This window comes from Aeromonas sp. R9-2, from assembly GCF_040908025.1.
Lineage (GTDB): Bacteria > Pseudomonadota > Gammaproteobacteria > Enterobacterales > Aeromonadaceae > Aeromonas > Aeromonas veronii.
Genome location: NZ_JBFOCX010000019.1, coordinates 13,566 through 36,199, shown reverse-complemented (window position 1 = coordinate 36,199; position 22,634 = coordinate 13,566). Strand labels below are relative to the sequence as shown.

Here is a 22,634-nt window from a genome sequence, read left to right as displayed (position 1 = left end):
ACCCGCTCCACGGTATTACCCCTGGCGGTCGTGGCGCGCCTGATTGCGCTCCAGGATCATCGGGATCATGGCGGCAAATGCGGGATCGGCAGGGACACCATGACCCATGCACCATTTGAACAGATCCGGATCGTCGCTCGCCAGCAGGCGGATAAAGGTCTGCTGATCGGCTTCGCTCAGGGAGTCGAACTCGTGTTCGAAAAAGGGCATAAAGATCACATCCAGCTCGAGCATACCGCGACGGCAGGCCCACTTCAGGCGGGATTTTTCAACTGGGCTCAACATGGCACTCTCCTTACAAAGACCGGGGGATGGTACCAGCTGGATTTTCCGGCTGACAAACATTAGTTACGTCTTTACCATGCAGCTCACATACTTTCTCTCTGGAATACCATCGTGAGCCTGCAACCACCTGTTTTTCCTGCCGAGCCGACCCGCTTCCCCCTGACCAAGCTGGCCATCACCCGTATCAGCGGCCAGGATCGCGCCAAATATCTGCAAGGTCAGGTCACCTGTGATGTCAACGCCCTGCAACCGGGGCAACAGACCCCGGGCGGCCACTGTGATCCCAAGGGCAAGCTGTGGAGCAATTTCCGCCTGCTCTGCCTCGACGACAGTCTGCTGCTACTGACCAGCCCTTCGGTACTTGAGCGTCAGCTGCCGGAGCTGAAGAAATTTGCCGTCTTCTCCAAGGTCGAGATCGCCGCCGATGAGCGTCACGCCACCGGGATCGCCGGTACGGGCAGCGATGGGTGGATCGCCGAGCAGTTTGGCCTTCTGCAGAGCGGTCTTATCGACGGCGGCATGGCGGTGAAGATTGAGCAGGATCGCTGGCTGCTGGTGAGCAATCAACAAGCCGACGCCCTGCCGCAAGGTGACGAGTCACTCTGGTGGGGGCTCGAGATCAAGGCGGGTCTGCCGCATATGGAAGCGGTGCATCAGGGGGAGTTCATCCCGCAGATGCTCAACCTGCAGGCACTGGACGGCATCAGCTTCAACAAGGGCTGCTACATGGGGCAGGAGACGGTGGCCCGCGCCAAGTATCGCGGCGCCAACAACCGTGCCCTGTTCCTGCTGGCGGGGACTACCGGCGAGCCGGTCGCCAGCGGCGATACCCTGGAGCTGCAACTGGGTGACAACTGGCGCCGCAGCGGCATGGTGCTCAACGCCTGGCAACAGGCCGGGCAGGTGTGGCTCACCGCCGTACTGCCGAAGGATACCGAGGCTGACGCCCAATTCCGCCTCAAGCAGGACGAAGGCTCCCGCCTCACCCTGCAACCCCTGCCTTACGCCCTGACCGAGTAAGGTCGGCTAGCGAGGCACCCGCGCCAGCAGGGCCTCCTTCAACCAGCGCCCCGCCTGCCCCAGCGGGCGGGCGCGATGCCACTGCAACTCCAGCGCCAGCGCGTGGCTGGCGATAAAGTCCGGCTCCAGCACCACCACTTCGCCGCGAGCCAACGGCTGATGCAGCAGAAATTCCGGAATGGCGGACCAGCCAAGGCCCCGCTTGACCAGCTCCAGCACCCCGAGATCCCCCTCGACCCACCACACCTGAGCCGAGATACGAAAACGCTGGCGCTCGCTCCCTTCCCGTCGGCCGGTCACCATCAGCTGACGAGCCCCCTGCAGATCGACCTCCCGCAGCGGCTGCTTGCGGGCCAGCGGATGATCCGGTGACACCACCAGCGGCATGGTCACTTCCCCCAGCGAACGGGCGACGATCTCCCGCTGGGGATGCACCTTCTGATAACTGATGCCAAGCTGGGCCCGCCCAGTCACCAGCATCTCGGTCACATCCTCCATCAACGGGAAGAGCAGCTCCAGCTCCACGGTCGGGTAGCGAGTGGCGAACTCCTCCAGCAGGGTGCCGAGCCAGGGGAGGTGGGAGTCATCATCGATGGCCAGGGTGAGGCGTGTCTCCACCCCGGCCGCCAGTTCGCCGGCGATGGACTGCAACCGCTCGCTCTGCGCCAGCAGGATCCCCGCCTCCTGCACCATGCGGGCCCCCGCCTCCGTCAGTTGCGGATAGCGGCCGCTGCGGTCAAACAGGGTAAGCGCCAGATCGATCTCCAGATTGGCGATGGCGCTGCTCACCACCGACTGCGCTTTGCCCAGCTTGCGGGCGGCAGCGGAAAACGAGCCGGTTTCGGCGGCCGCCAGCAAGATCCTCAGTTGTTCCAGTGATGGCGTCATCTTATGGCCCTCCGGCAAGCCCTCTCATCCATCTATTTTAGCGATGGATACCAACATGAATCTATCGCTAAAGTTCTATAGATTAACCTGCAATCCGTGAATGAACCTGATTGAGAGAGTGACTTATGCGTACCCGTAACGATCGCCTGCGCCATGCCATTGGCTTTGAATTCATTGGCCTGCTGATTGCCGCCCCGCTGGCCAGCTGGGTTACCGGGGTCGGGCTCAACCATATGGGCCCGCTGGCACTGTTCTTCTCGGTGCTGGCCACCGTCTGGAACTACATCTACAACATCGGAGTCGACAAGCTGCTGCTGAAATATCAGGGCCATACCCACAAGACCCTGTGGCAACGGGTGCTGCATACCTTCGGCTTTGAGGGCGGTCTGCTGATCGTCGCGCTGCCGGTCATGTCCTGGTGGCTGAGCGTCAGCCTGCTGGAGGCGCTGGTGCTGGATCTGGGCTTCGTCGTCTTCTACCTGATCTATGCCTTCGTCTACAACTGGGGCTATGACAAAGTGTTCCCCATCCCCCGCGAAGTGCCGCACGGCATGCCACAAGAGGCGCGCTAAGGCACGAATCAGTTGGATTGAAACCGAGAAGTGAAGGTCAACGAGGGAAGGCAACAGAAGAAACGATACGGCCCCACCATGGCAGACATGATGGGGCCGCAACAGGGATCAGCGCTGGCAGGCCGGCTGATTCAGAGGTAAGGATTCAGGCCTGCCCGTCGCTCAAGCCTGGGCTTTGAGCTCTTCGCCGCTCTCGTCGGCAGCGACAGCCTCTTCAGGCTGGGCCTGAGTTACCTGCAGCGCTTCCAGCTCGCTCTGATAATCGCTCAGGATCTGCTGGGCAACCGCCATATCTCCCTTGTGTTTGCGCTCGAACAGATGGTGCTGCACCACGCCGTTGAGATACTCCACCGTGATGGGCTGCTCCAGGGTGGCCATCAGCTCCTCTCTCTCCAGCTCGGCATTGATTTCATCGGCGGTCGTGCGCAGCAGCCCGGCCAATTGAACCAACATGCGGCGCTCACCTTCGCGCAGCAGGCTCAACATGCGGTTTCTCTGCTGCTCATTCTGTTGGGTCATACATTTCCTTACGTCAATTGGGAACAAGCCCGCTCATTCTGCCCTGTCCCCATGACAGCGTCTATCTCATGCCCCCCACAAATTTTTGGCGCTGGCTCACAAATGGCTACAGATGCTATTTGAAGCGGCTCTGGGGTATAGTAGCCGCTGATTTTCAGGCGCTTTTTTCACCTTCATCCGCAGACAGGGATGAGACGGCAAGGGCGCCTGCCCGGTTTACCCCAACGAGGTGAAGATCCGCTTTATGACCGACGCCATTGTGGTGCTCTGCACCTGCCCAGATCAAACCAGTGCCGACCTTCTCTGCGAGCAGCTGCTGAACCAGCGGCTGGCCGCCTGCATCAATCAACTGCCGGGCATTACCTCCGTCTATCGCTGGCAAGGCAAGGTGGAGCGCGCCACCGAGATCCAGCTCATCATCAAATCCCGCCTGCCACTCTTTGCCGAGTTGCAGGCATGTATTCAAGCCAATCACCCCTATGAGGTGCCCGAGCTGCTGGCCCTGCCGGTGAGTGCCGGACTACCTGCCTATCTCGACTGGCTCAATGGGGAGACCTCATGACGTTCATCCGCTTGCTCTCTCCCCTGCTGCTGCTCTGTGCCCTGTTGACGACAGCGGTGGGCAGCTCCCCTGCCCACGCCAGCGGCGCCGATCTGCTCAGCTCGCTGGGCATTGAGGCCAATGCCAAACCCAAATTTTTGCAGGTCGATGAGGCCTTTCAGATCGAGAGCGAACAGCGTGGCGATCAGCTGCAGCTAACCCTCCACATCGCCGACGACTACTACCTCTATCGCCACAGCTTGCGCTTCAAGGGGAACAACCTCACCTTCAGCGAGCCGACCCTGCCGGAAGGCACCGAGCACGAGGATGACTTCTTCGGCAAGACCCGGGTCTACTACCAGCAGGTGAGCATCGCGGTGCCGCTCAAAGAAGTGGGCGACGGCGCCACCCTGCGGGTGCGCTATCAGGGCTGCACCGACGGCCTCTGCTACCCGCCGACCGACAAGCTGATCGATGTAACCCCGCTGGTCACGGCAACCACCGCATCCGCCGCTGAAATGGCACAAAGCGTCGCACCGGTTAGCCAGCAGGATCAGCTGGCCGCAGCCCTCGGCCATCAGGGGTTCTGGCTCAGCATCGTCGCCTTCTTCGCCCTGGGATTGGGGCTCGCCTTCACCCCCTGCGTCTTCCCCATGTACCCGATCCTGACCGGCATCATCGCCGGTGCCGGCCATCGCCTCTCTACCAGTCGCGCCTTCCTGCTCTCTCTGGTCTATGTGCAGGGGATGGCGGTCACCTACACCTTGCTGGGGCTGGTAGTGGCCTCGGCAGGTCTGAAATTCCAGGCGGCGCTGCAACACCCCTATGTGCTGATCGGCCTCTCGGTGATGTTCGTGCTGCTGGCCCTCTCCATGTTCGGACTCTATACCCTGCAACTGCCGAGCAGTTTGCAAACCCGTCTCTCCGGCCTCTCCAACCGCCAGCAGGGGGGCTCAGTAGTCGGGGTCGCCATCATGGGGATGATCTCCGGGCTGGTCTGCTCCCCCTGCACCACGGCGCCGCTCTCGGGGGCGCTGATCTATGTTGCACAGAGCGGCGATCTCTGGCTCGGCGGGGCGGCGCTCTATGCCCTCTCGCTCGGGATGGGGCTACCGCTGCTGCTGCTCGGCACCTCAGGTGGCAAGCTGCTGCCCAAGGCGGGCGCCTGGATGGATGTGATCAAGCAGCTGTTTGGCTTCGCCCTGCTGGCAGTGCCGATCCTGCTGCTGTCACGGCTCTGGAGCGATCAGATTGCCACTCTCGCCTGGCTCGGCTGGGGGCTGCTGCTGTGCGGTTATCTCTATCACCACAACCAGCACCAGCCCCACTCGGTGGCCAAAAGCGTGCGCGGCTTCGTGCTGTTGCTGGCGATGATCAGCGCCGTGGTGGTGGGCAAGGATCTGCTGCAACCGGCCCCCCCTGCTGCCATCACGGCGGATGCCAGTCAAACGGCACCGCAGTTTATCCGCATCAAGACGCTGGATGATCTCAAGGTGCAGCTGGCCGCCGCTCGCGGCAAGCCGGTGCTGCTCGACCTCTACGCCGACTGGTGCGTCGCCTGCAAGGAGTTCGAGCACAAGACCTTCAGCGATCCCACGGTGAGGGAGCGCTTCGGCCAGATGGTGCTGCTGCAGGCGGATGTTACCGCCAACGACGATGCCGATATCGAGCTGCTCAACAGTCTCAATGTGCTGGGGCTGCCGACCCTGATCTTCTTCGACCGCGAGGGCAAGGAGCTGACAGGGCAGCGGGTCACCGGTTTTATGGGGCCTATCCCCTTTGCCAAACATCTCGAGATGGTAAGTGATGCACACTGAGTTGCGTCGGCTGCAGACAAGCGATGCACCTGCCTTGCAGCGGCTGTTCGAACAGGCCCCCTCCTATCAGGCGGCGGTGAGCAATGCCCCTCTCTCTGCACAGGCAGGAGAAGAGGAACTTGTCGCATGCCCATCCGGCCTGCCTCTCTCCGACAAACATCTCATCGGCCGCTGGGAGCAGGGAGAACTCACCGCTGTCATTGATCTGCTGCGCGGCTACCCCAATCTAGACACCGCCTATCTGGGTCTGTTACTGGTGGGGGAACCCTGGCAAGGGAGTGGCCGTGGTCAGTCGCTCTATCTTCACGCCTGCACGCTGGCAAGCTCATGGGGGGCTACCCGGCTTCGCCTGTCAGTAATTGCCAGCAATGAGAGTGCTCTATCCTTCTGGCTGCGCAGAGGCTTCACCGAGTGCTATCGCCGCGAGGTGGCAGGTTATCGAGCCGAGGCCATCGTGCTGGAACGTTCACTGGAACCGTGAGCCGAGGTTTGCCGCCGCGCATTCGCGTGGCACAATCGCCCCTCTCGTTTTGCACTTGTCCGGAGTTTTGATGAAAAAGTGGTTCATCCCCCTGCTAGCCCTCTGGCTTTATGGTTGCAGTGCAGGGCCCGGTGAAGAGGATATCCGGAGCCAAGTTACCGCCAGGTTGCTGGCCGAGACAGACGCCAACCTGTTCGAAATCAGCAACTTCACAATCCTCGGCAAGGAGGAGCGGATGGAGGGGGTCTATCTGGTCAAGGTGAGTTACCAGCTCCACTTCAAGCAGGGGCTCGATCAGTTGCAGGTGTTGCACGACGAGGATCTGGTCTACGACCGGGTTGGCCCCTTCCAGCAGGAGATGGGGCTGATGGAGCTCGAGCGCAAATTTGGCGAGTTCGAGGCGGGCCAGGTGCTGCCACAAGAGGCAGAGGTGTGGATGATGAAGGACGAACAGGGCTGGCGACTGGCGGAACCGGCCCAATAAAGGGCTACCCGCCCCTTACGCACTGCAACGACTCTCCTGCCGTTGCCAACCAGCTCAAACCTGGGTATCGACCCGATACCCTTTTCGCTCGGCGGTTTCGCTCGGCAACTTGCTGGCCAACCCTGACAGCACCTCCTTGAGGGTGACCCCGCTCTCTGCCGCACCACTGCTCTCCAGCAGCTTGGTCAGCTGGCTCTGCAAGGGGTTGACCGCTTCACGCTCGGCTCCTTGCTCGCTCTCTTTTTCCTGTCCGCCCTGCTGATCCAGCGTCTCGAGCAGGCGCTCCAGATCCCGCTTGAGCGGGTTCTCACTGCTGTCGGCGATGGCGAGTTTGCGCTGTTCCTGCTCTTGCCGCTGTTGTTGCTGCAATGCCAGCTGTTGTTCCTGCTGCTGTTGCAGGGAGCCCATCATGGTGTTGATGAACGCTTCCAGCGAGTCCCTGATTGAAACAGTGCCACCGCCGCTGCTCTCCCCTTGCGGTGACAGCCCCAGCTCATCCAGCACAGCGCCAAGGTCGCGCACCAGGCTGTCACTGCCCGTTGATGGTGAAGTTGCAGCCCTCTCCTGTGCCTGCACAGCGGAAGAACCCTGCCGTTGCGCCAGCGGACTAAGCCCGCCTGACGCGACCACATTTATCTCCATCTTGGCCCTCCTCCCCCCGTCTCCAGCCCTTTCTCGGCAAATATTCGGCAATCTGTCAAATCCTTGCCCCTTGGCAGATAACCGCTCTCACACCTAAAAGATAGTGCCAACGGGACGAGATTGGCGCGAATGCATCTTTTGGTCTATAGGGCGGAACGATAGTGCTAACCCGCTATAAACAAGGGGTTGGCAAAAAGGGCCACGTTCAGCCATCACTGCGCAGGCTGACAATGGGGGTCAGAAGATATCCTTCATCCGGTGCCACAGCATACCCAAAGCCAGCAGCGGGGAGCGCAGCGCCGGGCCGCCGGGGAAGGTGATATGGGGCACGCTGGCAAAGAGATCGAAGCCCCGGCTCTCGCCGCGGATCGCCTCGGCCACCAGCTTGCCCGCCATGTGGGTGGCATTGAGGCCGTGACCCGAATAGGCCTGGGCGTAGAGCACGTTGGGGTGTTCCTTGAGACGGCCAATCTGCGGCAGCCGGTTGGCGCCGATCCCGATCATGCCTCCCCACTGAAACTCGATGGCAGTGCCAGCGAGCTCGGGGAAGACCCGCAGCAGCTTGGGCAACATAAAGGCCTTGATATCGCGAGGATCCCGGCCGGAGTAGTTGCAGGCGCCGCCAAACAGCAGGCGGCCATCGGCAGAGAGGCGGTAGTAGTCGAGGGCAACATTCTGATCGCACACCGCCATGTTTTGCGGCAGCAATCGCTGGCGCAAGCGGCGATCCAGCACTTCGGTGGCGAGGATGTAGGAGCCCGCGGGCAGTACCCGCCCCCCCAGCTCCGGATTGAGGTCATTGAGATAGGCGTTGCAACCGATCACCAGATAATCGGCGGTGACCCGGCCGTGGGCGGTGGTCACCTCCACCTGCTTGCCGTAATCGATATGGGTCACTCTGGAGTGTTCAAACAGGGAAACCCCGAGGCTGGCAGCGGCGCGCGCCTCGCCCAGCGCCAGATTGAGGGGATGGAGATGGCCGGAGCCCATGTCGATAAGACCGCCGATATAGCGATCCGACCCCACCACTGTATGGATATCTTCGCGCGGGACCAGTTTGAGTTCGTGCTCATAGCCGAGGCTCGCCAGATGCGCGAGATCCTCTTCAAAGCCGGCCAGATGGCGCTGACGGGTAGCCAGATCGCAGTAGCCCCAGGTGAGATCGCACTCGATCTTGAAACGCTCCACCCGCTCGCGCACCAGTTGCACTGCCTCCAGCCCCATCAGGTCGAGCTCGCGAACCCCCTCCTCACCGATCCAGCGGGCAAACTGGCTGGTGTCGTGGCCGATACCGCGAATAAGCTGACCGCCGTTGCGCCCAGAGGCGCCCCAGCCGATACGGTTGGCCTCCAGCAAGGCGACCTTGTAACCGGCATCAGCCAGATTGATAGCGGTATTGAGACCGGTAAAACCGCCGCCGATGATGCAGACGTCAGCCTTGTGCTCCCCCTCCAGCTCGGGCCACTGTTGCGAGTCGTTGCGGGTGGCCGCGTAGTAGGAGGCGACGTGCTCCTGATATCCGTTGTGCTTTCCTGCCTGCATACTCAGCATCCTGCCTTGGTTGCAAATTGTTTAATAAAATAAGCAAAGTTATTTCGATAATACCCAGTTCCTCCTCCACTCACCAACCGGTGCGGATCACAGAAATGCAAAAGGCGCCCCGAAGGGCGCCTTTTCATGCAATCAAGGTGCTGTAACGAATTACAGTACGTCGATGGCGTTCAGGTCGGAGAATGCTTTCTCCAGACGAGCGATCATGGAAGTCTGACCTTCACGCAGCCATACGCGCGGATCGTAGTACTTCTTGTTCGGCTTGTCGGCGCCTTCCGGGTTGCCCAGCTGGCCTTGCAGGTAAGCTTCGTTCTTCTTGTAGAAGTTCAGCAGACCTTCCCAGGTTGCCCACTGGGTGTCGGTGTCGATGTTCATCTTCACTACGCCGTAGGAGATGGACTCGCGGATCTCTTCCAGAGTGGAACCTGAACCACCGTGGAATACGAAGTCCAGAGACTTGGCTGGAACGCCAAACTTCTCGGAAACGTACTTCTGGGAAGCGTCCAGGATGGACGGGGTCAGCTTGACGTTACCCGGCTTGTATACACCGTGTACGTTACCGAAGGAGGCAGCGATGGTGAAACGCGGGCTGATCTTGGACAGACGCTCGTAAGCGTAGGCAACATCTTCCGGCTGGGTGTACAGAGCGGACTGATCCATGTGGCTGTTGTCAACGCCGTCTTCTTCGCCACCGGTGCAACCCAGTTCCAGCTCCAAAGTCATGTTCATCTTGGCCATGCGGGTCAGGTACTCGCAGCAGATGTCGATGTTCTCTTCCAGAGACTCTTCGGACAGATCCAGCATGTGGGAGGAGAACAGCGGCTTGCCGGTTTCAGCAAAGTGCTTCTCGCCCGCTTCCAGCAGACCGTCGATCCACGGCAGCAGCTTCTTGGCAGCGTGGTCGGTGTGCAGGATTACCGGCACGCCGTAAGCTTCGGCAACAGCGTGAACGTGCTTGGCACCAGAGATGGCACCCAGGATGGCAGCTTTCTGACCTTCCAGCTTCAGACCCTTACCGGCGGTGAACACGGCACCACCGTTGGAGAACTGAACGATAACCGGCGCTTTAACCTTGGCGGCAGCTTCCAGTACGGCGTTCACGGAGTCGGTACCAACGCAGTTTACGGCCGGCAGAGCAAAGCCGTTCTCTTTAGCGATGGCGAACACTTTCTGAACGTCATCACCAGTGATCACGCCGGGTTTTACGAAGTCGAAAATTTTCTTAGACATGTTTAATCGTCCTGTCTCGTATGCCGTTAATAAAAAATGGGGGGTTCATCATGAACCGGCACAGCGGGCACATGATAAACGAAACGGGAGGCTTTTGCCCCCCGTTCCGGGTCAATTAGGCTTTGGCGCGCTGTTCCAGAATCGCAACAGCCGGCAGTACCTTGCCTTCTACGAACTCCAGGAAGGCGCCGCCGCCAGTGGAGATGTAGGAGACTTTGTCAGCGATGCCGAACTTGTCGATGGCAGCCAGGGTGTCGCCACCGCCAGCGATGGAGAAGGCTGGGGAAGCAGCGATGGCTTCAGCGATAACCTTGGTGCCTTCAGCAAACTGGTCAAACTCGAATACACCAACCGGGCCGTTCCACAGGATGGTCTTGGCGTTCATGATGATGTCAGCCAGAGCCTTGGCAGAATCCGGGCCGATGTCGAAGATCATGTCGCCGTCGGTCACGTCAGAGACGGACTTGATGGTCGCCGGAGTGGACTCGGAGAACTCGGCACCTACAACCACGTCGGTGGTCACAGGAATGTTGGTCTCGGCAGCCAGTTTCTTGGCGGTGTCGATCAGATCGTGCTCGCACAGGGACTTGCCGACGTTGTGACCGGCAGCAGCGATGAAGGTGTTGGCGATGCCACCACCGACAACCAGCTGGTCAGCGATCTTGGAGAGGGATTCCAGAACGGTCAGCTTGGTGGAGACCTTGGAGCCGCCAACGATGGCAACCATCGGGCGCTCGGGCTTCAGCATGGCTTTGCCCAGCGCTTCCAGTTCACCCGCCAGCAGCGGACCAGCACAAGCGACCGGAGCGAACTGGGCAACACCATAGGTGGAACCTTCGGCGCGGTGAGCAGTACCGAACGCATCCATTACAAAGACATCACACAGGGCGGCGTATTTTTTGGCCAGCTCTTCGGTGTTCTTCTTCTCGCCTTTGTTGAAGCGGCAGTTTTCCAGCACAACCAGCTCACCGGCAGCGACTTCTACGCCATCCAGGTAATCCTTGGCCAGGCGAACCGGGCAGGACAGAGCGTCTTTCAGATAGTTGACAACCGGAGCCAGGGAGAATTCTTCGTTGTATTCACCCTCGGTCGGACGACCCAGGTGGGAGGTGATCATCAGCTTGGCGCCCTTTTCCAGAGCCAGCTTGATGGTCGGCAGAGTCGCAACGATACGTGCATCGGAGGTGACCTTGCCGTCTTTTACCGGTACGTTCAGGTCAGCACGGATCAGAACGCGTTTACCCGCCAGATCCAGGTCAGTCATCTTGATAACAGACATATTCAGTCCTCTATATTTTCCAGGTAATGTTAAAAACAGTAACCTTTCGCCCGGGGCAGGCTCAGCCTGCGGCCATCATGGCCCGGGTGGTATCCAGCATCCGGTTTGCGAAGCCCCATTCGTTATCGCACCACATCAACATCTTGACGAGGTTGGCATCGCTCACCCGGGTCTGGGTACCATCAATGATGCAGGAGTGTGCATCATGATTGAAGTCTACGGAGACCAGCGGTTCTTCCGTGTAATCCAGAATACCGTGTAATGTACCTCTGGATGCCCGTTGCAGGGCTTGATTTACGTCAGTAACTGTCACTTTTTTACGAACAGTAATACTGAGATCCATCGCTGTTACATTGATGGTCGGCACCCGCACCGCGATCGCCTCAAACTTGCCGGCGAAGTGGGGCAGGATACGCTCCAGCCCCTTTGCCAGCTTGGTATCCACCGGAATGATGGACTGACTGGCAGCGCGGGTTCGGCGCAAGTCACTGTGGTAGGCATCGATGACTTGCTGATCATGCATGGCCGAATGAATTGTCGTAATAGTACCACAATTTATCTCGAATTCTCGATGCAATGTTTCAATGACCGGCACCACGCAGTTGGTGGTACAGGAGGCGTTGGAGACGATCCGCTCCGCTCCGGTGAGGGTATGATGGTTGACCCCGTAGACCACGGTGGCATCCACATCGGCATCCGCCGGGTGGGAGAAGAGTACCTTGCCCGCCCCCGCCGACAGATGCAGCTCGGCATCGGCCCGCGAGCCGAATACCCCGGTGCAATCGAGCACCACATCGACCCCCAGCGCCCGCCACGGCAGCTTTGACGGATCCCGCTCGGCAAACAGGGAGATGAGATCCTCCCCCACCAGCATGCTGTTGCCCGCCAGTTGCACCGGATGGTGGAAGCGACCGTGACTGGTATCGTAACGGGTCAGGTGCACCATGGCCTCGGGGGCCGCCAGCTCGTTGATGGCGACGATCTTGATGGTCTTGTCGCGCCCGCTTTCATAGAGGGCTCGCAACACGTTGCGACCGATCCGCCCGTAACCATTGATGGCAATCTTGATCATCGAGAATCCGTTTCCTTGAACCAGCAACAGGGCGGCGCACCGGCCGCCCGGGAGCCCCGGCTACGACAGCAGGGCCTCCTTGAATTCACCGCGGGCCAGCAGTGCGGCCCCGAATACCCCGGCACTGTCACCAAGGGCAGGAGCAATAATGGGGGTTGCGAAGCGGGGATTAAAGAGGAAGGGCAAAATTGTCTGCCGTCCGGCGCTGTAAAGGCTCTGCACATTGCCCACCCCACCACCGATGACGATCACATCCGGGTCGAGAATATTGACCACATTGGCCAGCGCCTGACCAAACAGCAGATGCAGCCGGTCGATGGTGAGCTTGGCCACATGATCGTGAGCCGTGGCGGCCGCGATTTGGGCGAGCGAGAGGCGGCGCTTGGCCTTGGCCTCGTACCAGGCCTCCAGCGCCGGGCCGCTGATCAGGGTCTCGACGCAGCCACGCTTGCCGCAGTAGCACTCGGGGCCATCGGGGGAGAGCACATTGTGGCCCCACTCACCGGCGATGCCGTGGTGGCCATTGAGGATCTGGCCGTTGATGACGATGCCGGAGCCGACCCCGGTGCCCATGATGATCCCGAACACCACTTTCGCATCGGGATGGTGCTGGCGCACCGCCCCCAGATGGGTTTCTGCCAGCGCGAAGCAGTTGGCATCGTTGGCGATCAGCACCGGCACGCCCAGCTTGCGCTCCAGATCCTCCTTGAACGGCTTGCCATTGAGCTCGGTGGTATTGCAGTTCTTCATCAGGCCGGTCTGCGGATCTCGCACCCCCGGCGTGCCCATGCCGATGACGGTCGGGCGTTGACCAATCTTCTCGGCGCACTCTGCCACCAGCTTGGCGATCTGACCGATCATGTGCTCATAACCGCCCACCCGCTCGGTGGGGATGCGATGGCGCAGCAGCACCTCGTCGCCATCCAGCACCACGCATTCACACTTGGTACCGCCAAGATCGATACCCCAATCCAGTGACTTGCTGCTCATCTTGCCTCCTGCACGGCCGCCACGCTCTCGTCGTCGCGGCGCCTTTTAAAATGTAAAACGGGGCCTGACGGCCCCGGATTTCAATCAGTTTCTCTTCGCTCGCCCCGGCCTTAGCGGCCGTGGTACTGGGCGGAGAGCTCGTGTACCGCGTTGACGAACACACCGGCGTGCTCCGGGTTCACATCTTGATGGATGCCGTGGCCGAGGTTGAATACGTGGCCGTTGCCGTGACCGAAACCGGCCAGAATGGAGGCGACCTCTTCACGGATGCGAGCCGGAGTGGCGTAGAGCATGGAGGGATCCATGTTGCCCTGCAGCGCCACCTTGTCACCGACCAGACGCTTGGCGTCGGCGATGTCGGTGGTCCAGTCCAGACCCAGCGCATCGCAACCGGTGGCGGCAATCTGCTCCAGCCACTGACCGCCGTTCTTGGTGAACAGGGTGACCGGCACGCGGCGACCGTCGTGCTCGCGGATCAGGCCATCGACAATCTTGTGCATGTACTGCAGGGAGAAGTCGCGGTAATCGCGCGGGGTGAGCACGCCGCCCCAGGTGTCGAACACCATGACAGCCTGCGCACCCGCCTTGATCTGGGCGTTGAGGTAGGCAATCACGCTGTCGGCCAGCTTGTCGAGCAGCAGGTGCAGGGTTTGCGGCTCTGCGTACATCATCTGCTTGATCTTGGTGAATGCCTTGGAGCTGCCCCCCTCCACCATGTAGGTGGCCAGGGTCCATGGGCTGCCGGAGAAGCCGATGAGCGGCACTTCGCCCTTCAGCTCGCGGCGAATGGTGCGCACCGCATTCATCACGTAGCCCAGCTCATCTTCCGGATCCGGAATGGGCAGCGCCTGCACGTCGGCCATGGAGGTGATCGGGCGCTCGAAGCGCGGGCCTTCACCCTGCTCGAAGTAGAGACCCAGCCCCATGGCATCGGGCACGGTCAGGATGTCGGAGAAGAGGATGGCGGCATCGAGCGAGTAGCGGCGCAGCGGCTGCAGGGTGACTTCACAGGCCAGCTCGGCGTTGCGGCACAGGGACATAAAATCCCCCGCCTGGGCGCGAGTCGCCTTGTATTCCGGCAGATAACGGCCAGCCTGGCGCATCATCCATACCGGGGTCATATCCACGTCCTGACGCATCAGGGCGCGCAGGTATCGATCGTTCTTCAGCTCTTTCATCCCAGTTCCTGAATTCATATCACGCATAAAATGGCGGCCATAATACCACTTTGCCCACCGGATCGGACTGCCCAAAACGTGGCAAATGGGCGCACGGTTGCAAAGATGTGAAGGGGCGCAAACCTGACCGCCCCGCTTGTAACAAGAAGTACAAAAGGATTGGCGAAAAGATAAGCGCCTCGTTACCCCTCGCCCGCCAGCGAACGCTCGATCAGCCGCCGGGCGATGGTGCCGTGGGGCGGCAAACGCGGCAAGCGGTCGGCGGTAAAGAAATCGGCGGCCACCAGTTCGTCATCCTGCACCCGGATCTCGCCGCTCTCGTAGTCGGCGGTGAAGCCCATCATCAGGCTGTGGGGGAATGGCCAGGGCTGGCTCGCCACATAGCGCACATTGCGCACCCGGATGCCGCTCTCCTCGAACACCTCCCGCGCCACGCACTGCTCGAGATTCTCCCCCGCCTCCACAAACCCGGCCAGCACGGTATACATGGGATCATCCGCCTGATAGTGACGGCGATGGGCCGCCAGCAGGATCTCCGGCCCCTTGCGCACCGCCACGATAATGCAGGGTGAAATGCGCGGATAAACCGTATGTCCGTGCTGGCACACCTGCGCCCACTCCCCCGCCTTCGGGGTCATGGGGGCGCCGCACTCGCCGCAGAAACGGTGGGTACAGCGGAAGGTGGCGAGCTGCCAGGCGCGGCCGGCGAGGCGAAAGCCCTCTTCGTCTCCCGCCACCATCAGCTGGCGCAGAGGGCTCATGGCGCTCGTGTCGGCCTCAGCCCCCAGATCGAGCAGATAGCAGGGTAGCCCCTGCCACTCGTCGAAACGCTCGAAATGGGCGTCAGCCAGCGCTGCGGGCAGGCACGCTTTACTGCCCTGTGGCACCTGACCCTGCTGATCGAGCAGTACCAGATGATCGCCCCCCAGCACGAACCAGCGGGCTTGTTCGGTTAATGACATCAGATAAACACTCTCGTTAAAACAAAACCCTGGCTACGGCGGGCCCGCCAAGGGGAAAACGCCACGCGAATGGCTCCCATCTTACGACCAGCACGGGTCGCTGACGACCCCGCCGTGGCCGATTGTCCCATTCGTAAAAAACGGATGGCGCAAATAAAGAGGCCGCCCGAAGGCGGCCCGTTGTTATACGGCATCCAGTATCCGGCCTCTATCGACGCAGATCAGGCATCGCCCATCGCCAGCAGGGAGGCGTTGCCACCCACCGCCGTGGTGTTGATGGTGCGGGTCTTCTCGGTAACAAACCGCCCGAGATAGTGAGGGCCACCCGCCTTGGGGCCGGTGCCGGAGAGCCCCTGCCCGCCGAACGGCTGCACCCCGACCATGGCGCCGATCTGGTTACGGTTGATGTAGACGTTGCCCACGTTGATACGGCTCGCCAGCTCCTCGGCGTGAGATTCGTTGCGGCTGTGGATCCCGAGCGTCAGGCCATAGCCGGTGCCGTTGATGTCGCCGATCACCTTGTCCAGATCCCGGGTGGCGTAGCGCACCACGTGCAGGATGGGGCCGAACTGCTCCTTGGTCAACTCGCGGATGGAGCCAATCTCCAGCGCAGTCGGCTGGACAAAGTGTCCCTCCATGGTCGCGGCGGGCATCGGCGCCTGGGCAATCAGGCGAGCTCGCGGGATCATTCGGGCCAAATGGGCATCCAGCCCCGCCTTGGCATCGGCGTCAATCACCGGGCCGACGTCGGTGTTGTGCTCAGCCGGGTTGCCCACTTTCAGCTCCTGCATGGCGCCGGTGAGGATCTCCAGCACCCGCTCGGCGATCTCCTCCTGCAGATAGAGCACCCGCAGGGCCGAGCAGCGCTGACCGGCGCTCTGGAAGGCAGCGCTCACCACATCGCGCACCACCTGCTCCGGCAGGGCGGTGGAGTCGACGATCATGGCGTTCTGGCCGCCGGTCTCGGCGATGAGCGGCAGGATGGCGCCATCGCGCTGGGCCAGGGTCATGTTGATCAGCTTGGCGGTCTCGGTGGAGCCGGTGAAGCAGACGCCGCCAATGCGCGGATCCGCTGTCAGCTTGGCGCCGACGGTAGCACCATCACCGGGCAGCAGTTGCAGCACGTCGCCCGGAATACCGGCCTGATGGGCCAGAGTCACCGCCAGATGGGCGATAAGGCCAGTCTGCTCCGCCGGTTTGGCGATGACGGTATTGCCGGTGGCCAGCGCAGCTGCGATTTGGCCGAGGAAAATCGCCAGCGGGAAGTTCCACGGGCTGATGCAGACAAACACCCCGCGCCCCTGCAGGAACAGCTCGTTCTGCTCGCCGGTGTAACCGGGCAGCAGGGTCGCCTGTCCCATCAGGCTGCGGGCCTGCACCGCGTAGTAGCGGCAGAAATCCACCGCTTCACGCACTTCGTCGATGCCATCTTGCAGCAGCTTGCCCGCCTCACGGGTACAGAGGGAGACAAACTGCTCGCGGTTCGCTTCCAACAGATCCGCCAGCTTCTCCAGCGCGGCAGCACGCTCGCTCACCGGGGTTTCACGCCAGCGCGGGAAGGCAGCGTGGGCAGATGCCAAGGCCTGCTCCACCGCCTGCTCGTCGGCCCAGTGGATCTTGCCGACGGTGAGGCTCACATCCTGCGGGCTCAGCACAGTGCGTGCCTCGCTACGCTTGAGGGTCTCGCCATCGACGATAGGCCCTGCCAGCCACTGCTTGCTCTCCAGCTCTTTCAAGCGGGCGAAGAAGGGGCGCTGGATGGAGAGGATGTTCATGTTGACGCCGCTGGAGTTCTTGCGGTCGGTGAAGAGGTTCACCGGCTGCGGAATGCGGTCGTTGGCAAAACCGGAGTAGCGCTTGAGGGTGCGCAGCGGATGCTCGGCCAGCGAGTCCACCGGGGTATTGGGATCCACCAGCTTGTGAACGAAGGAGGTGTTGGCCCCGTTCTCCAGCAGGCGGCGCACCAGATAGGGCAGCAGATCCTTGTGGGCGCCGACCGGCGCATAGATGCGGCAGTGCAGGCCGGGATTGTCGTTCAGCACCGCGTTGTGCAGCTCCTCCCCCATGCCGTGCAGGCGCTGGAATTCGAACTGGCGATCACCGGCCATCTCCAGAATGCTGACCACGGTATTGGCGTTGTGGGTGGCGAACTGGGGAGCGATAAAGCCGCGGGTCGGCTCGCTCAGCAGGTAGCGGGCGCAGGCGAGGTAGGATATATCGGTGCCCGCCTTGCGGGTAAAGAGCGGGTAACCGGGCAGGCCCGCCTGCTGGGCATATTTCAGTTCGCTGTCCCAGTAAGCGCCTTTTACCAAGCGAACCGGAATGAGGTCACCCTGCTCGCGGGCCAGCGCGGTGAGCCAGCAGAGTACCGGCAGGGCGCGCTTGGAGTAGGCCTGCACTACCATGCCGAGCTTGCCCCAGCCACGGTTGGCGTCGGAGCGGTAGAGCTGCTCAAACAAGTCCAGTGACAGCTCGAGGCGGTCCATCTCCTCGGCATCGATGCTGATGGCCACATCCTTGTCGCGGGCCAGACGCACCAGCCCCACCAGCCGCTCGCACATCTCGCCGAGCACCCGCTCGCGGTTGGCCACGTCATAGCGTGGATGGAGCGCCGAGAGCTTGATGGAGATGGAAGGGGCCGGGCCGCCGTCGCTGATCCGCTCGTTGCCCACCGCCTCGATGGCGTTGCGGTAATCGGTCAGATACTTGTCGGCATCCTGCATGGTCAGTGCCGACTCGCCCAGCATGTCGTAGGTGTGGGTGTAGCCCAGCTCGCGGGATTTGCGGCTCGCCTTGAGCGCCTCCTTCATGTCACGCCCCAGCACGAACTGCTTGCCCATGATCTTCATGGCAGCATACATGGCGGATCGCACCACCGGCTCGCCCAGCTTGTTGACCATACGCCCCAGCAGGTTGGCCGGGTTGCCGTCGAGTTTTTTGTCGAGCTTGATAATCTTGCCGGTCAGCATCAGCCCCCAGGTGGAGGCGTTGACCAGAGTGGAGTCGCTCTTGCGGAAATGAGATGACCAGTTGGCGCCGGAGAGCTTGTCCTTGATCAGGGCATCGGCGGTCTCGGCATCGGGAATGCGCAGCAGCGCCTCGGCCAGACACATCAGGATGATCCCCTCCTGGGTATCGAGGCTGTACTCCTGCAGGAAGGCGTCGATACCGTCACCGGAGCCGCTCTCCTTGCGCACCTTGGTCACCAGGGTACGGGCACGCTGGGTCACCTGCTCCAGCGAGGCGCCATCCCCCGGCAGCATGGCCGACAGTTCGGCCAGATAGGCATTTTCATCCACCACATAGTTCTGGGTGATGGCTTCGCGCAGGGCGGCCAGATCGGAGGGGATATAGTCAGCGGCAAGCACTTGAGTAGCTTTGAACATATGGGGTCTTCCTGTACGCCCTAGGGCTGATATCGACAAAGGCGGACGCGCCGCCGAAACGCCGATAATGTATACAATGTTGCACCCTATATGAAATGAATTTGTTGCCAACCTTTAACAAAGATCGCTCATTCCCCCCATAAATTCCCTTTTGAAGCCAATACGCCAGCAAGCGTGAGGGTCACGCTGACTTCATTTTGTATACTATCTGCCACCACCCTGTCGCAAAGCAGTCACGCATTCCGCCCAATGCGCCCCAAAAAAGAAGGGCCGCCACGGCGACCCTTCTCAGCAATTCATTCAGCCAGATGCTGTCAGTTCATCCAGCGATCGCCGCGGCTGCGACGACGGGGCAGCATGGGCAGCAGGATACCAAGCAGGATACCGGCACCGACCATGGCACCACCACGGATAAACCAGTCCATCTGCATGTCGTGCTCCTGGTTGTCGTAGCTCTGGGTCAGGGCATCATTCTGCTCTTTGAGATTGCTCATCTCCTCACCCTGACTGACCAGCTGGGCCTTGAGAGCAGCGATCTCCTTGCTCTGGGCAGCGATCTGGCCATCCTTCTCGGTGAAGCGTTTCTCGTTGTCACCGTTGAGGTTCTGCAGGCGATCTTTAAGCTCATCGCGCTCTTTTTCCACCTGGGGCAGACGCTCGCGCAGGCTGATCTGGCTCTGCAGTTCGCTGTTCTTGATCCACCCCTCGCGGCCACGACCGTCCACCACCTGGGTGAAACCGGCCTCGCTGTTCACCGCCTTTACCTCCAGCGGTTCACCAGCCTTGACGCTGCCAAGGATCCGGTACTGGGTACCCGGGCCATTGTGGATATAGGTAAAGATGTTGTCTGAAACATAACGGGTATCGGCCAGTGCCTGTTGGGCACACAAGCAGATCAAAATCCCGAGAAGGGCGCGCATGGTCGATCGATTCTCTTTTTCAGGTTTGGACAAGAGGTTGAATGTTAAGCCGCCAGCAGGTTAAAGGACAAGCAAAGAAAAAGCACCTCCCCCGGATTAAAGAGCGCAGAGTTGCGAGTCACCTCGCAACTTGCCCGTCCGCGGCCTCACTTGTTTTTCAGCTCCTGCACTTCGCTGCGCAGGGCGCGTATCTCACGCAGCAGCTCCTCTTGCTGGTTGTTGTAGTGATGACGCCACTTGTCGGTCTCGCCATCCCCCTTGTTGGGCTGCAAAAACAGGCTGGCCATAAAACCGCTGATGGCACCGAACAGACCGACCCCGAACAGGATCAGCAGGCTGGCGACAAACCGCCCCTCCTCGGTCTTGGGCACCAGATCCCCGTAACCCACTGTCGAGAGGGTCACCAGCGTCCACCAGAAGGCATCATAGGGTGTCTCAATCTGGCTGCCGGGCTGGCCTGACTCAATCCAGTACATGACGCCGGAGCCCACCCCCAGCAGCAGGAAAAAGAGGAACAGGATGCCGGAAAGAGTGGTCTCGTTGCGCTCGCGACGGAACATGGCCCAGAGATCCGGGTGCTCCTTGAACAGCTGATAGACCCGCCACAACTGGATCAACCGCGCCCAGCGCAGCTGCTCCGCCATCGGCAGGCTACCCGGCAGATAGATCCAGTTGGCCTTGAAATAGGCCTTGCGATCGGAGGCCCGGATCCAACCATAAGCAAAGTGCGCGAGGAAGAAGTAGCAGATCAGACTGTCGAGGTCATAGAAGAGCTGCAGAGTCTGTGGTGTCAGGCTCTCATGGCCCCACCAGCGGGCCGTCACCAGCACAACCGAGATAATCGACAGAAATGCCATCAGCAGATCCATCGCCCGCAGATGAGTTAAGTGATGTCGCATACATTTTCCAACTTTAAGCACAGTGCAAATTAATAAAAGAGAAGATAATGCCGATAGTCCTGAGGGCAAAGGAAAAAACGGCTTTTAAAAGGAGAATGACAATGCAGCTGAACCTGCTGGAGAAAAGAATGAGCAACATCCGGTTGGTACCCAAAGTGGTGCTGCTGATGGTGTTCAGTACCCTCCTGCTACTGACAAAACTCTGGTTTGACGCCAACAATCTGGAAGCGACCCTGCTCAGCGAAGGGCTCGATCCCGCCAAGGCGGATGCGATCTCCAATCGCCTGCTCTGGACCGGTCTGATGGAGACCGCCATCATGGGGCTGCTGTTCGTGATCCTGCTGCTCACCGGCTCCCGCCTGATGGTCAAGCAGGTGCACTATCTGGTGGGCCTGCTGGAGCGCTTCGCCAAGCGGGACCTCAGCCACAAGGTACTGCTCAAGTCTCGTGACGAATTCGGTGACATCGCCAAGGCGGTCTCCCACTCGCAGGAGAACCTCAAAGAGGTGTTTGGCAACCAGCGCGCCGCCTGCAAGGAGCTCAACGACATCGCCTCCCAGGTGACCCTTTGCATGGAAGAGGCCAACGAAGCGATCAACGAAGAGTTCACCCAGATCGAACAGCTGGCCAGCGCCATGAGCCAGATGGTCGGCGCCATTCGCGAAGTGGCCGCCCATGCGGATCAGGCCTCTCACGCCACCGCCGAAACCAGCCAGCTGGCGGAAGAGGGGAGCCGCTGCGTCGCCGACACCGTCAGCACCATCGACACCCTCTCCGGCAACATCCAGCGCTCCGCCACCGTGGTCAACGAGGTGGAGCAGGGAGTCGAGCGCATTGGCTCTGTGGTCGACACCATTCGCGGCATCTCGGAGCAGACCAACCTGCTGGCCCTGAACGCTGCAATCGAGGCGGCTCGCGCCGGTGAAGCTGGTCGCGGCTTTGCCGTGGTGGCCTCCGAAGTGCGCGAGCTGGCCAACCGGGCTCAGGCCGCCACCGTCGAGATCCAGAAGATGATCGAACAGCTGCAGGGCAATGCCCATCAGGCTGGCGAGCTGATGGCCCAAAGCGTACAGCAGGCCGACAAGGGGGTGGAACAGGTGACCCAGGCCGGTACCCAGCTCGCCACCATAGTGCAGCGGGTACAGGGTGTCGCCGACATGAACCGCCACATCGCCGCCGCCTCCGAGCAACAAAGCTCGGTCGCCGAAGAGATGCGCGGCAATCTGGAACAGGTCAAGCAGATCGCCGAAGGCTCCGTCGTGGTGCTGCGTGAACTGCAAGAGGCCTCCGAACTGGTCGAGCAGCACAGCAAGGAGCTCGACAGCCAGATCCAGTCCTTCAAACTCGTCTGACTGTTTTCATGCCCCAATCCGGTTAGACTGGAAGGCCCCTTGAGGGGGCCTTTCTCATTTCCAGCGCACGGCAAGGAGCCAATATGCAGCAGAATGCAACGCACCCACCACTCGAGCTCAGTGACGACAAGGGGCGGCTCGATGTGCCTCTGATCCACCGTTTTCTCTCCCAAGAGGCTTACTGGTGCCGTGGTATTCCCCACAGCACTGTGGTGCGGGCCATCAACCACTCCCTCTGCGTTGGCGGCTATGTCGATGGTCAGCAGGTTGCCTTCGCCCGGGTCATCACCGACAAGGCCACCTTTGGCTATCTGGCCGATGTCTTCGTGCTGCCTGAGTACCGCGGCCGGGGTTACAGCAAGGCACTGGTGGCAACCATTGTCGACCATCCCGAGTTGCAGGGATTACGGCGTCTCGCTCTCGCCACCTCTGATGCTCACGGCCTCTATGCCGGTTTTGGCTTTGCGCCCCCAGCAAGTCCAGACAGCCTGATGGAGATCTACAACCCTGCCATCTACCAGCGCACCTGATTGACTGGCGGCCAATAATTCCCACCGGATCATGCT

The 22,634-nt window shown here is 60.9% G+C and carries 22 protein-coding genes; 8 read left to right on the top strand and 14 right to left on the bottom strand.

Annotated features, from left to right (window positions below; all coding sequences use genetic code 11):
- Positions 1-15 precede the first annotated feature (15 nt).
- Positions 16-285, bottom strand: coding sequence for a succinate dehydrogenase assembly factor 2 (locus AB5Y71_RS05900; RefSeq protein WP_005335417.1), 270 nt, complete (start codon positions 283-285; stop codon positions 16-18).
- Between the two features lie 111 nt (positions 286-396).
- On the opposite strand from AB5Y71_RS05900, the gene ygfZ reads away from it, so the two are divergent.
- Positions 397-1,305 carry a tRNA-modifying protein YgfZ gene (gene ygfZ / locus AB5Y71_RS05895; RefSeq protein ID WP_005340939.1) on the top strand — a complete coding sequence of 303 codons (909 nt, stop codon included), beginning with the start codon at positions 397-399 and terminating at the stop codon, positions 1,303-1,305.
- Positions 1,306-1,311: 6 nt separating this feature from the next.
- On the opposite strand, the gene AB5Y71_RS05890 is transcribed toward ygfZ, so the two are convergent.
- Positions 1,312-2,193, bottom strand: a complete 882-nt coding sequence (locus AB5Y71_RS05890; RefSeq protein WP_058053237.1) for a LysR family transcriptional regulator — start codon at positions 2,191-2,193, stop codon at positions 1,312-1,314.
- Positions 2,194-2,318: 125 nt separating this feature from the next.
- Between AB5Y71_RS05890 and AB5Y71_RS05885 the strand changes: the two genes are divergently transcribed.
- Positions 2,319-2,765 carry a PACE efflux transporter gene (locus tag AB5Y71_RS05885; protein WP_047436069.1) on the top strand — a complete coding sequence of 149 codons (447 nt, stop codon included), beginning with the start codon at positions 2,319-2,321 and terminating at the stop codon, positions 2,763-2,765.
- Between the two features lie 162 nt (positions 2,766-2,927).
- Here the strand turns inward: AB5Y71_RS05885 and AB5Y71_RS05880 are convergent, their stop codons facing one another.
- Positions 2,928-3,284: a hypothetical protein gene (locus AB5Y71_RS05880; RefSeq protein WP_368171196.1), complete on the bottom strand. Its 357-nt coding sequence runs from the start codon at positions 3,282-3,284 to the stop codon at positions 2,928-2,930.
- A 244-nt stretch (positions 3,285-3,528) separates the two neighbouring features.
- On the opposite strand from AB5Y71_RS05880, the gene cutA reads away from it, so the two are divergent.
- The 4 genes from cutA (at position 3,529) to AB5Y71_RS05860 (ending at position 6,607) form a co-directional block, all read left to right on the top strand.
- Positions 3,529-3,846: a divalent-cation tolerance protein CutA gene (cutA, locus tag AB5Y71_RS05875; protein WP_368171195.1), complete on the top strand. Its 318-nt coding sequence runs from the start codon at positions 3,529-3,531 to the stop codon at positions 3,844-3,846.
- Positions 3,843-5,642: a protein-disulfide reductase DsbD gene (locus tag AB5Y71_RS05870; RefSeq protein ID WP_368171194.1), complete on the top strand. Its 1,800-nt coding sequence runs from the start codon at positions 3,843-3,845 to the stop codon at positions 5,640-5,642. Before cutA ends, AB5Y71_RS05870 begins: the two co-directional genes overlap by 4 nt.
- Positions 5,632-6,123 carry a GNAT family N-acetyltransferase gene (locus AB5Y71_RS05865; protein WP_368171193.1) on the top strand — a complete coding sequence of 164 codons (492 nt, stop codon included), beginning with the start codon at positions 5,632-5,634 and terminating at the stop codon, positions 6,121-6,123. Before AB5Y71_RS05870 ends, AB5Y71_RS05865 begins: the two co-directional genes overlap by 11 nt.
- A gap of 70 nt (positions 6,124-6,193) precedes the next feature.
- The gene (locus AB5Y71_RS05860) at positions 6,194-6,607 is read left to right on the top strand and encodes a hypothetical protein (RefSeq protein WP_201944389.1); all 414 of its coding nucleotides are present in this window, start codon (positions 6,194-6,196) and stop codon (positions 6,605-6,607) included.
- A gap of 54 nt (positions 6,608-6,661) precedes the next feature.
- Here AB5Y71_RS05860 and AB5Y71_RS05855 read toward each other — a convergent pair whose 3' ends face one another.
- From AB5Y71_RS05855 to AB5Y71_RS05805, 11 genes are all read right to left on the bottom strand, one after another.
- The gene (locus AB5Y71_RS05855) at positions 6,662-7,249 is read right to left on the bottom strand and encodes a hypothetical protein (RefSeq protein ID WP_201944388.1); all 588 of its coding nucleotides are present in this window, start codon (positions 7,247-7,249) and stop codon (positions 6,662-6,664) included.
- A 237-nt stretch (positions 7,250-7,486) separates the two neighbouring features.
- Entirely contained in the window at positions 7,487-8,791 is a 1,305-nt protein-coding gene (locus AB5Y71_RS05850) for an NAD(P)/FAD-dependent oxidoreductase (protein WP_368171192.1), read from the bottom strand.
- A 159-nt stretch (positions 8,792-8,950) separates the two neighbouring features.
- Positions 8,951-10,030 carry a class II fructose-bisphosphate aldolase gene (gene fbaA / locus AB5Y71_RS05845; RefSeq protein WP_005340963.1) on the bottom strand — a complete coding sequence of 360 codons (1,080 nt, stop codon included), beginning with the start codon at positions 10,028-10,030 and terminating at the stop codon, positions 8,951-8,953.
- A 115-nt stretch (positions 10,031-10,145) separates the two neighbouring features.
- Positions 10,146-11,309: a phosphoglycerate kinase gene (locus AB5Y71_RS05840; protein WP_005335436.1), complete on the bottom strand. Its 1,164-nt coding sequence runs from the start codon at positions 11,307-11,309 to the stop codon at positions 10,146-10,148.
- A gap of 61 nt (positions 11,310-11,370) precedes the next feature.
- Positions 11,371-12,381, bottom strand: coding sequence for an erythrose-4-phosphate dehydrogenase (epd, locus tag AB5Y71_RS05835; RefSeq protein ID WP_042010525.1), 1,011 nt, complete (start codon positions 12,379-12,381; stop codon positions 11,371-11,373).
- A gap of 60 nt (positions 12,382-12,441) precedes the next feature.
- Positions 12,442-13,371: an ROK family protein gene (locus AB5Y71_RS05830; protein WP_368171191.1), complete on the bottom strand. Its 930-nt coding sequence runs from the start codon at positions 13,369-13,371 to the stop codon at positions 12,442-12,444.
- Between the two features lie 110 nt (positions 13,372-13,481).
- On the bottom strand, positions 13,482-14,549 hold the full coding sequence (hemE, locus tag AB5Y71_RS05825; RefSeq protein WP_368171190.1) for a uroporphyrinogen decarboxylase: 1,068 nt from the start codon (positions 14,547-14,549) through the stop codon (positions 13,482-13,484).
- 182 nt (positions 14,550-14,731) lie between these two features.
- Positions 14,732-15,511, bottom strand: a complete 780-nt coding sequence (gene nudC / locus AB5Y71_RS05820) for an NAD(+) diphosphatase (protein ID WP_368171189.1) — start codon at positions 15,509-15,511, stop codon at positions 14,732-14,734.
- A gap of 221 nt (positions 15,512-15,732) precedes the next feature.
- Positions 15,733-18,897: a bifunctional proline dehydrogenase/L-glutamate gamma-semialdehyde dehydrogenase PutA gene (gene putA / locus AB5Y71_RS05815; protein WP_368171188.1), complete on the bottom strand. Its 3,165-nt coding sequence runs from the start codon at positions 18,895-18,897 to the stop codon at positions 15,733-15,735.
- 314 nt (positions 18,898-19,211) lie between these two features.
- Positions 19,212-19,817 (bottom strand): TIGR04211 family SH3 domain-containing protein, encoded by a 606-nt coding sequence (locus AB5Y71_RS05810; RefSeq protein WP_005335443.1) that lies wholly within the window; start codon positions 19,815-19,817, stop codon positions 19,212-19,214.
- A 146-nt stretch (positions 19,818-19,963) separates the two neighbouring features.
- Positions 19,964-20,716, bottom strand: a complete 753-nt coding sequence (locus tag AB5Y71_RS05805; protein ID WP_005354446.1) for a potassium channel family protein — start codon at positions 20,714-20,716, stop codon at positions 19,964-19,966.
- 101 nt (positions 20,717-20,817) lie between these two features.
- Between AB5Y71_RS05805 and AB5Y71_RS05800 the strand changes: the two genes are divergently transcribed.
- Complete coding sequence (locus AB5Y71_RS05800) at positions 20,818-22,068, top strand: methyl-accepting chemotaxis protein (RefSeq protein ID WP_005335445.1); 1,251 nt, start codon at positions 20,818-20,820, stop codon at positions 22,066-22,068.
- An 83-nt stretch (positions 22,069-22,151) separates the two neighbouring features.
- Positions 22,152-22,598: a GNAT family N-acetyltransferase gene (locus AB5Y71_RS05795; protein ID WP_040068004.1), complete on the top strand. Its 447-nt coding sequence runs from the start codon at positions 22,152-22,154 to the stop codon at positions 22,596-22,598.
- The last annotated feature ends 36 nt before the right edge of the window (positions 22,599-22,634 follow it).

Bases quoted from the DNA above. Each gene is read 5' to 3' on its own strand.
- AB5Y71_RS05805 (WP_005354446.1), bottom strand. From the start codon at position 20,716: ATGCGACATCACTTAACTCATCTGCGGGCGATGGATCTGCTGATGGCA.
- epd (WP_042010525.1), bottom strand. From the start codon at position 12,381: ATGATCAAGATTGCCATCAATGGTTACGGGCGGATCGGTCGCAACGTG.
- AB5Y71_RS05870 (WP_368171194.1), top strand. From the start codon at position 3,843: ATGACGTTCATCCGCTTGCTCTCTCCCCTGCTGCTGCTCTGTGCCCTG.
- AB5Y71_RS05800 (WP_005335445.1), top strand. From the start codon at position 20,818: ATGCAGCTGAACCTGCTGGAGAAAAGAATGAGCAACATCCGGTTGGTA.
- AB5Y71_RS05795 (WP_040068004.1), top strand. From the start codon at position 22,152: ATGCAGCAGAATGCAACGCACCCACCACTCGAGCTCAGTGACGACAAG.
- AB5Y71_RS05890 (WP_058053237.1), bottom strand. From the start codon at position 2,193: ATGACGCCATCACTGGAACAACTGAGGATCTTGCTGGCGGCCGCCGAA.
- AB5Y71_RS05860 (WP_201944389.1), top strand. From the start codon at position 6,194: ATGAAAAAGTGGTTCATCCCCCTGCTAGCCCTCTGGCTTTATGGTTGC.
- AB5Y71_RS05880 (WP_368171196.1), bottom strand. From the start codon at position 3,284: ATGACCCAACAGAATGAGCAGCAGAGAAACCGCATGTTGAGCCTGCTG.
- fbaA (WP_005340963.1), bottom strand. From the start codon at position 10,030: ATGTCTAAGAAAATTTTCGACTTCGTAAAACCCGGCGTGATCACTGGT.
- AB5Y71_RS05840 (WP_005335436.1), bottom strand. From the start codon at position 11,309: ATGTCTGTTATCAAGATGACTGACCTGGATCTGGCGGGTAAACGCGTT.
- hemE (WP_368171190.1), bottom strand. From the start codon at position 14,549: ATGAAAGAGCTGAAGAACGATCGATACCTGCGCGCCCTGATGCGTCAG.
- AB5Y71_RS05885 (WP_047436069.1), top strand. From the start codon at position 2,319: ATGCGTACCCGTAACGATCGCCTGCGCCATGCCATTGGCTTTGAATTC.
- AB5Y71_RS05830 (WP_368171191.1), bottom strand. From the start codon at position 13,371: ATGAGCAGCAAGTCACTGGATTGGGGTATCGATCTTGGCGGTACCAAG.
- cutA (WP_368171195.1), top strand. From the start codon at position 3,529: ATGACCGACGCCATTGTGGTGCTCTGCACCTGCCCAGATCAAACCAGT.
- AB5Y71_RS05855 (WP_201944388.1), bottom strand. From the start codon at position 7,249: ATGGAGATAAATGTGGTCGCGTCAGGCGGGCTTAGTCCGCTGGCGCAA.
- nudC (WP_368171189.1), bottom strand. From the start codon at position 15,511: ATGTCATTAACCGAACAAGCCCGCTGGTTCGTGCTGGGGGGCGATCAT.
- AB5Y71_RS05865 (WP_368171193.1), top strand. From the start codon at position 5,632: ATGCACACTGAGTTGCGTCGGCTGCAGACAAGCGATGCACCTGCCTTG.
- AB5Y71_RS05810 (WP_005335443.1), bottom strand. From the start codon at position 19,817: ATGCGCGCCCTTCTCGGGATTTTGATCTGCTTGTGTGCCCAACAGGCA.
- AB5Y71_RS05850 (WP_368171192.1), bottom strand. From the start codon at position 8,791: ATGCAGGCAGGAAAGCACAACGGATATCAGGAGCACGTCGCCTCCTAC.
- putA (WP_368171188.1), bottom strand. From the start codon at position 18,897: ATGTTCAAAGCTACTCAAGTGCTTGCCGCTGACTATATCCCCTCCGAT.
- AB5Y71_RS05900 (WP_005335417.1), bottom strand. From the start codon at position 285: ATGTTGAGCCCAGTTGAAAAATCCCGCCTGAAGTGGGCCTGCCGTCGC.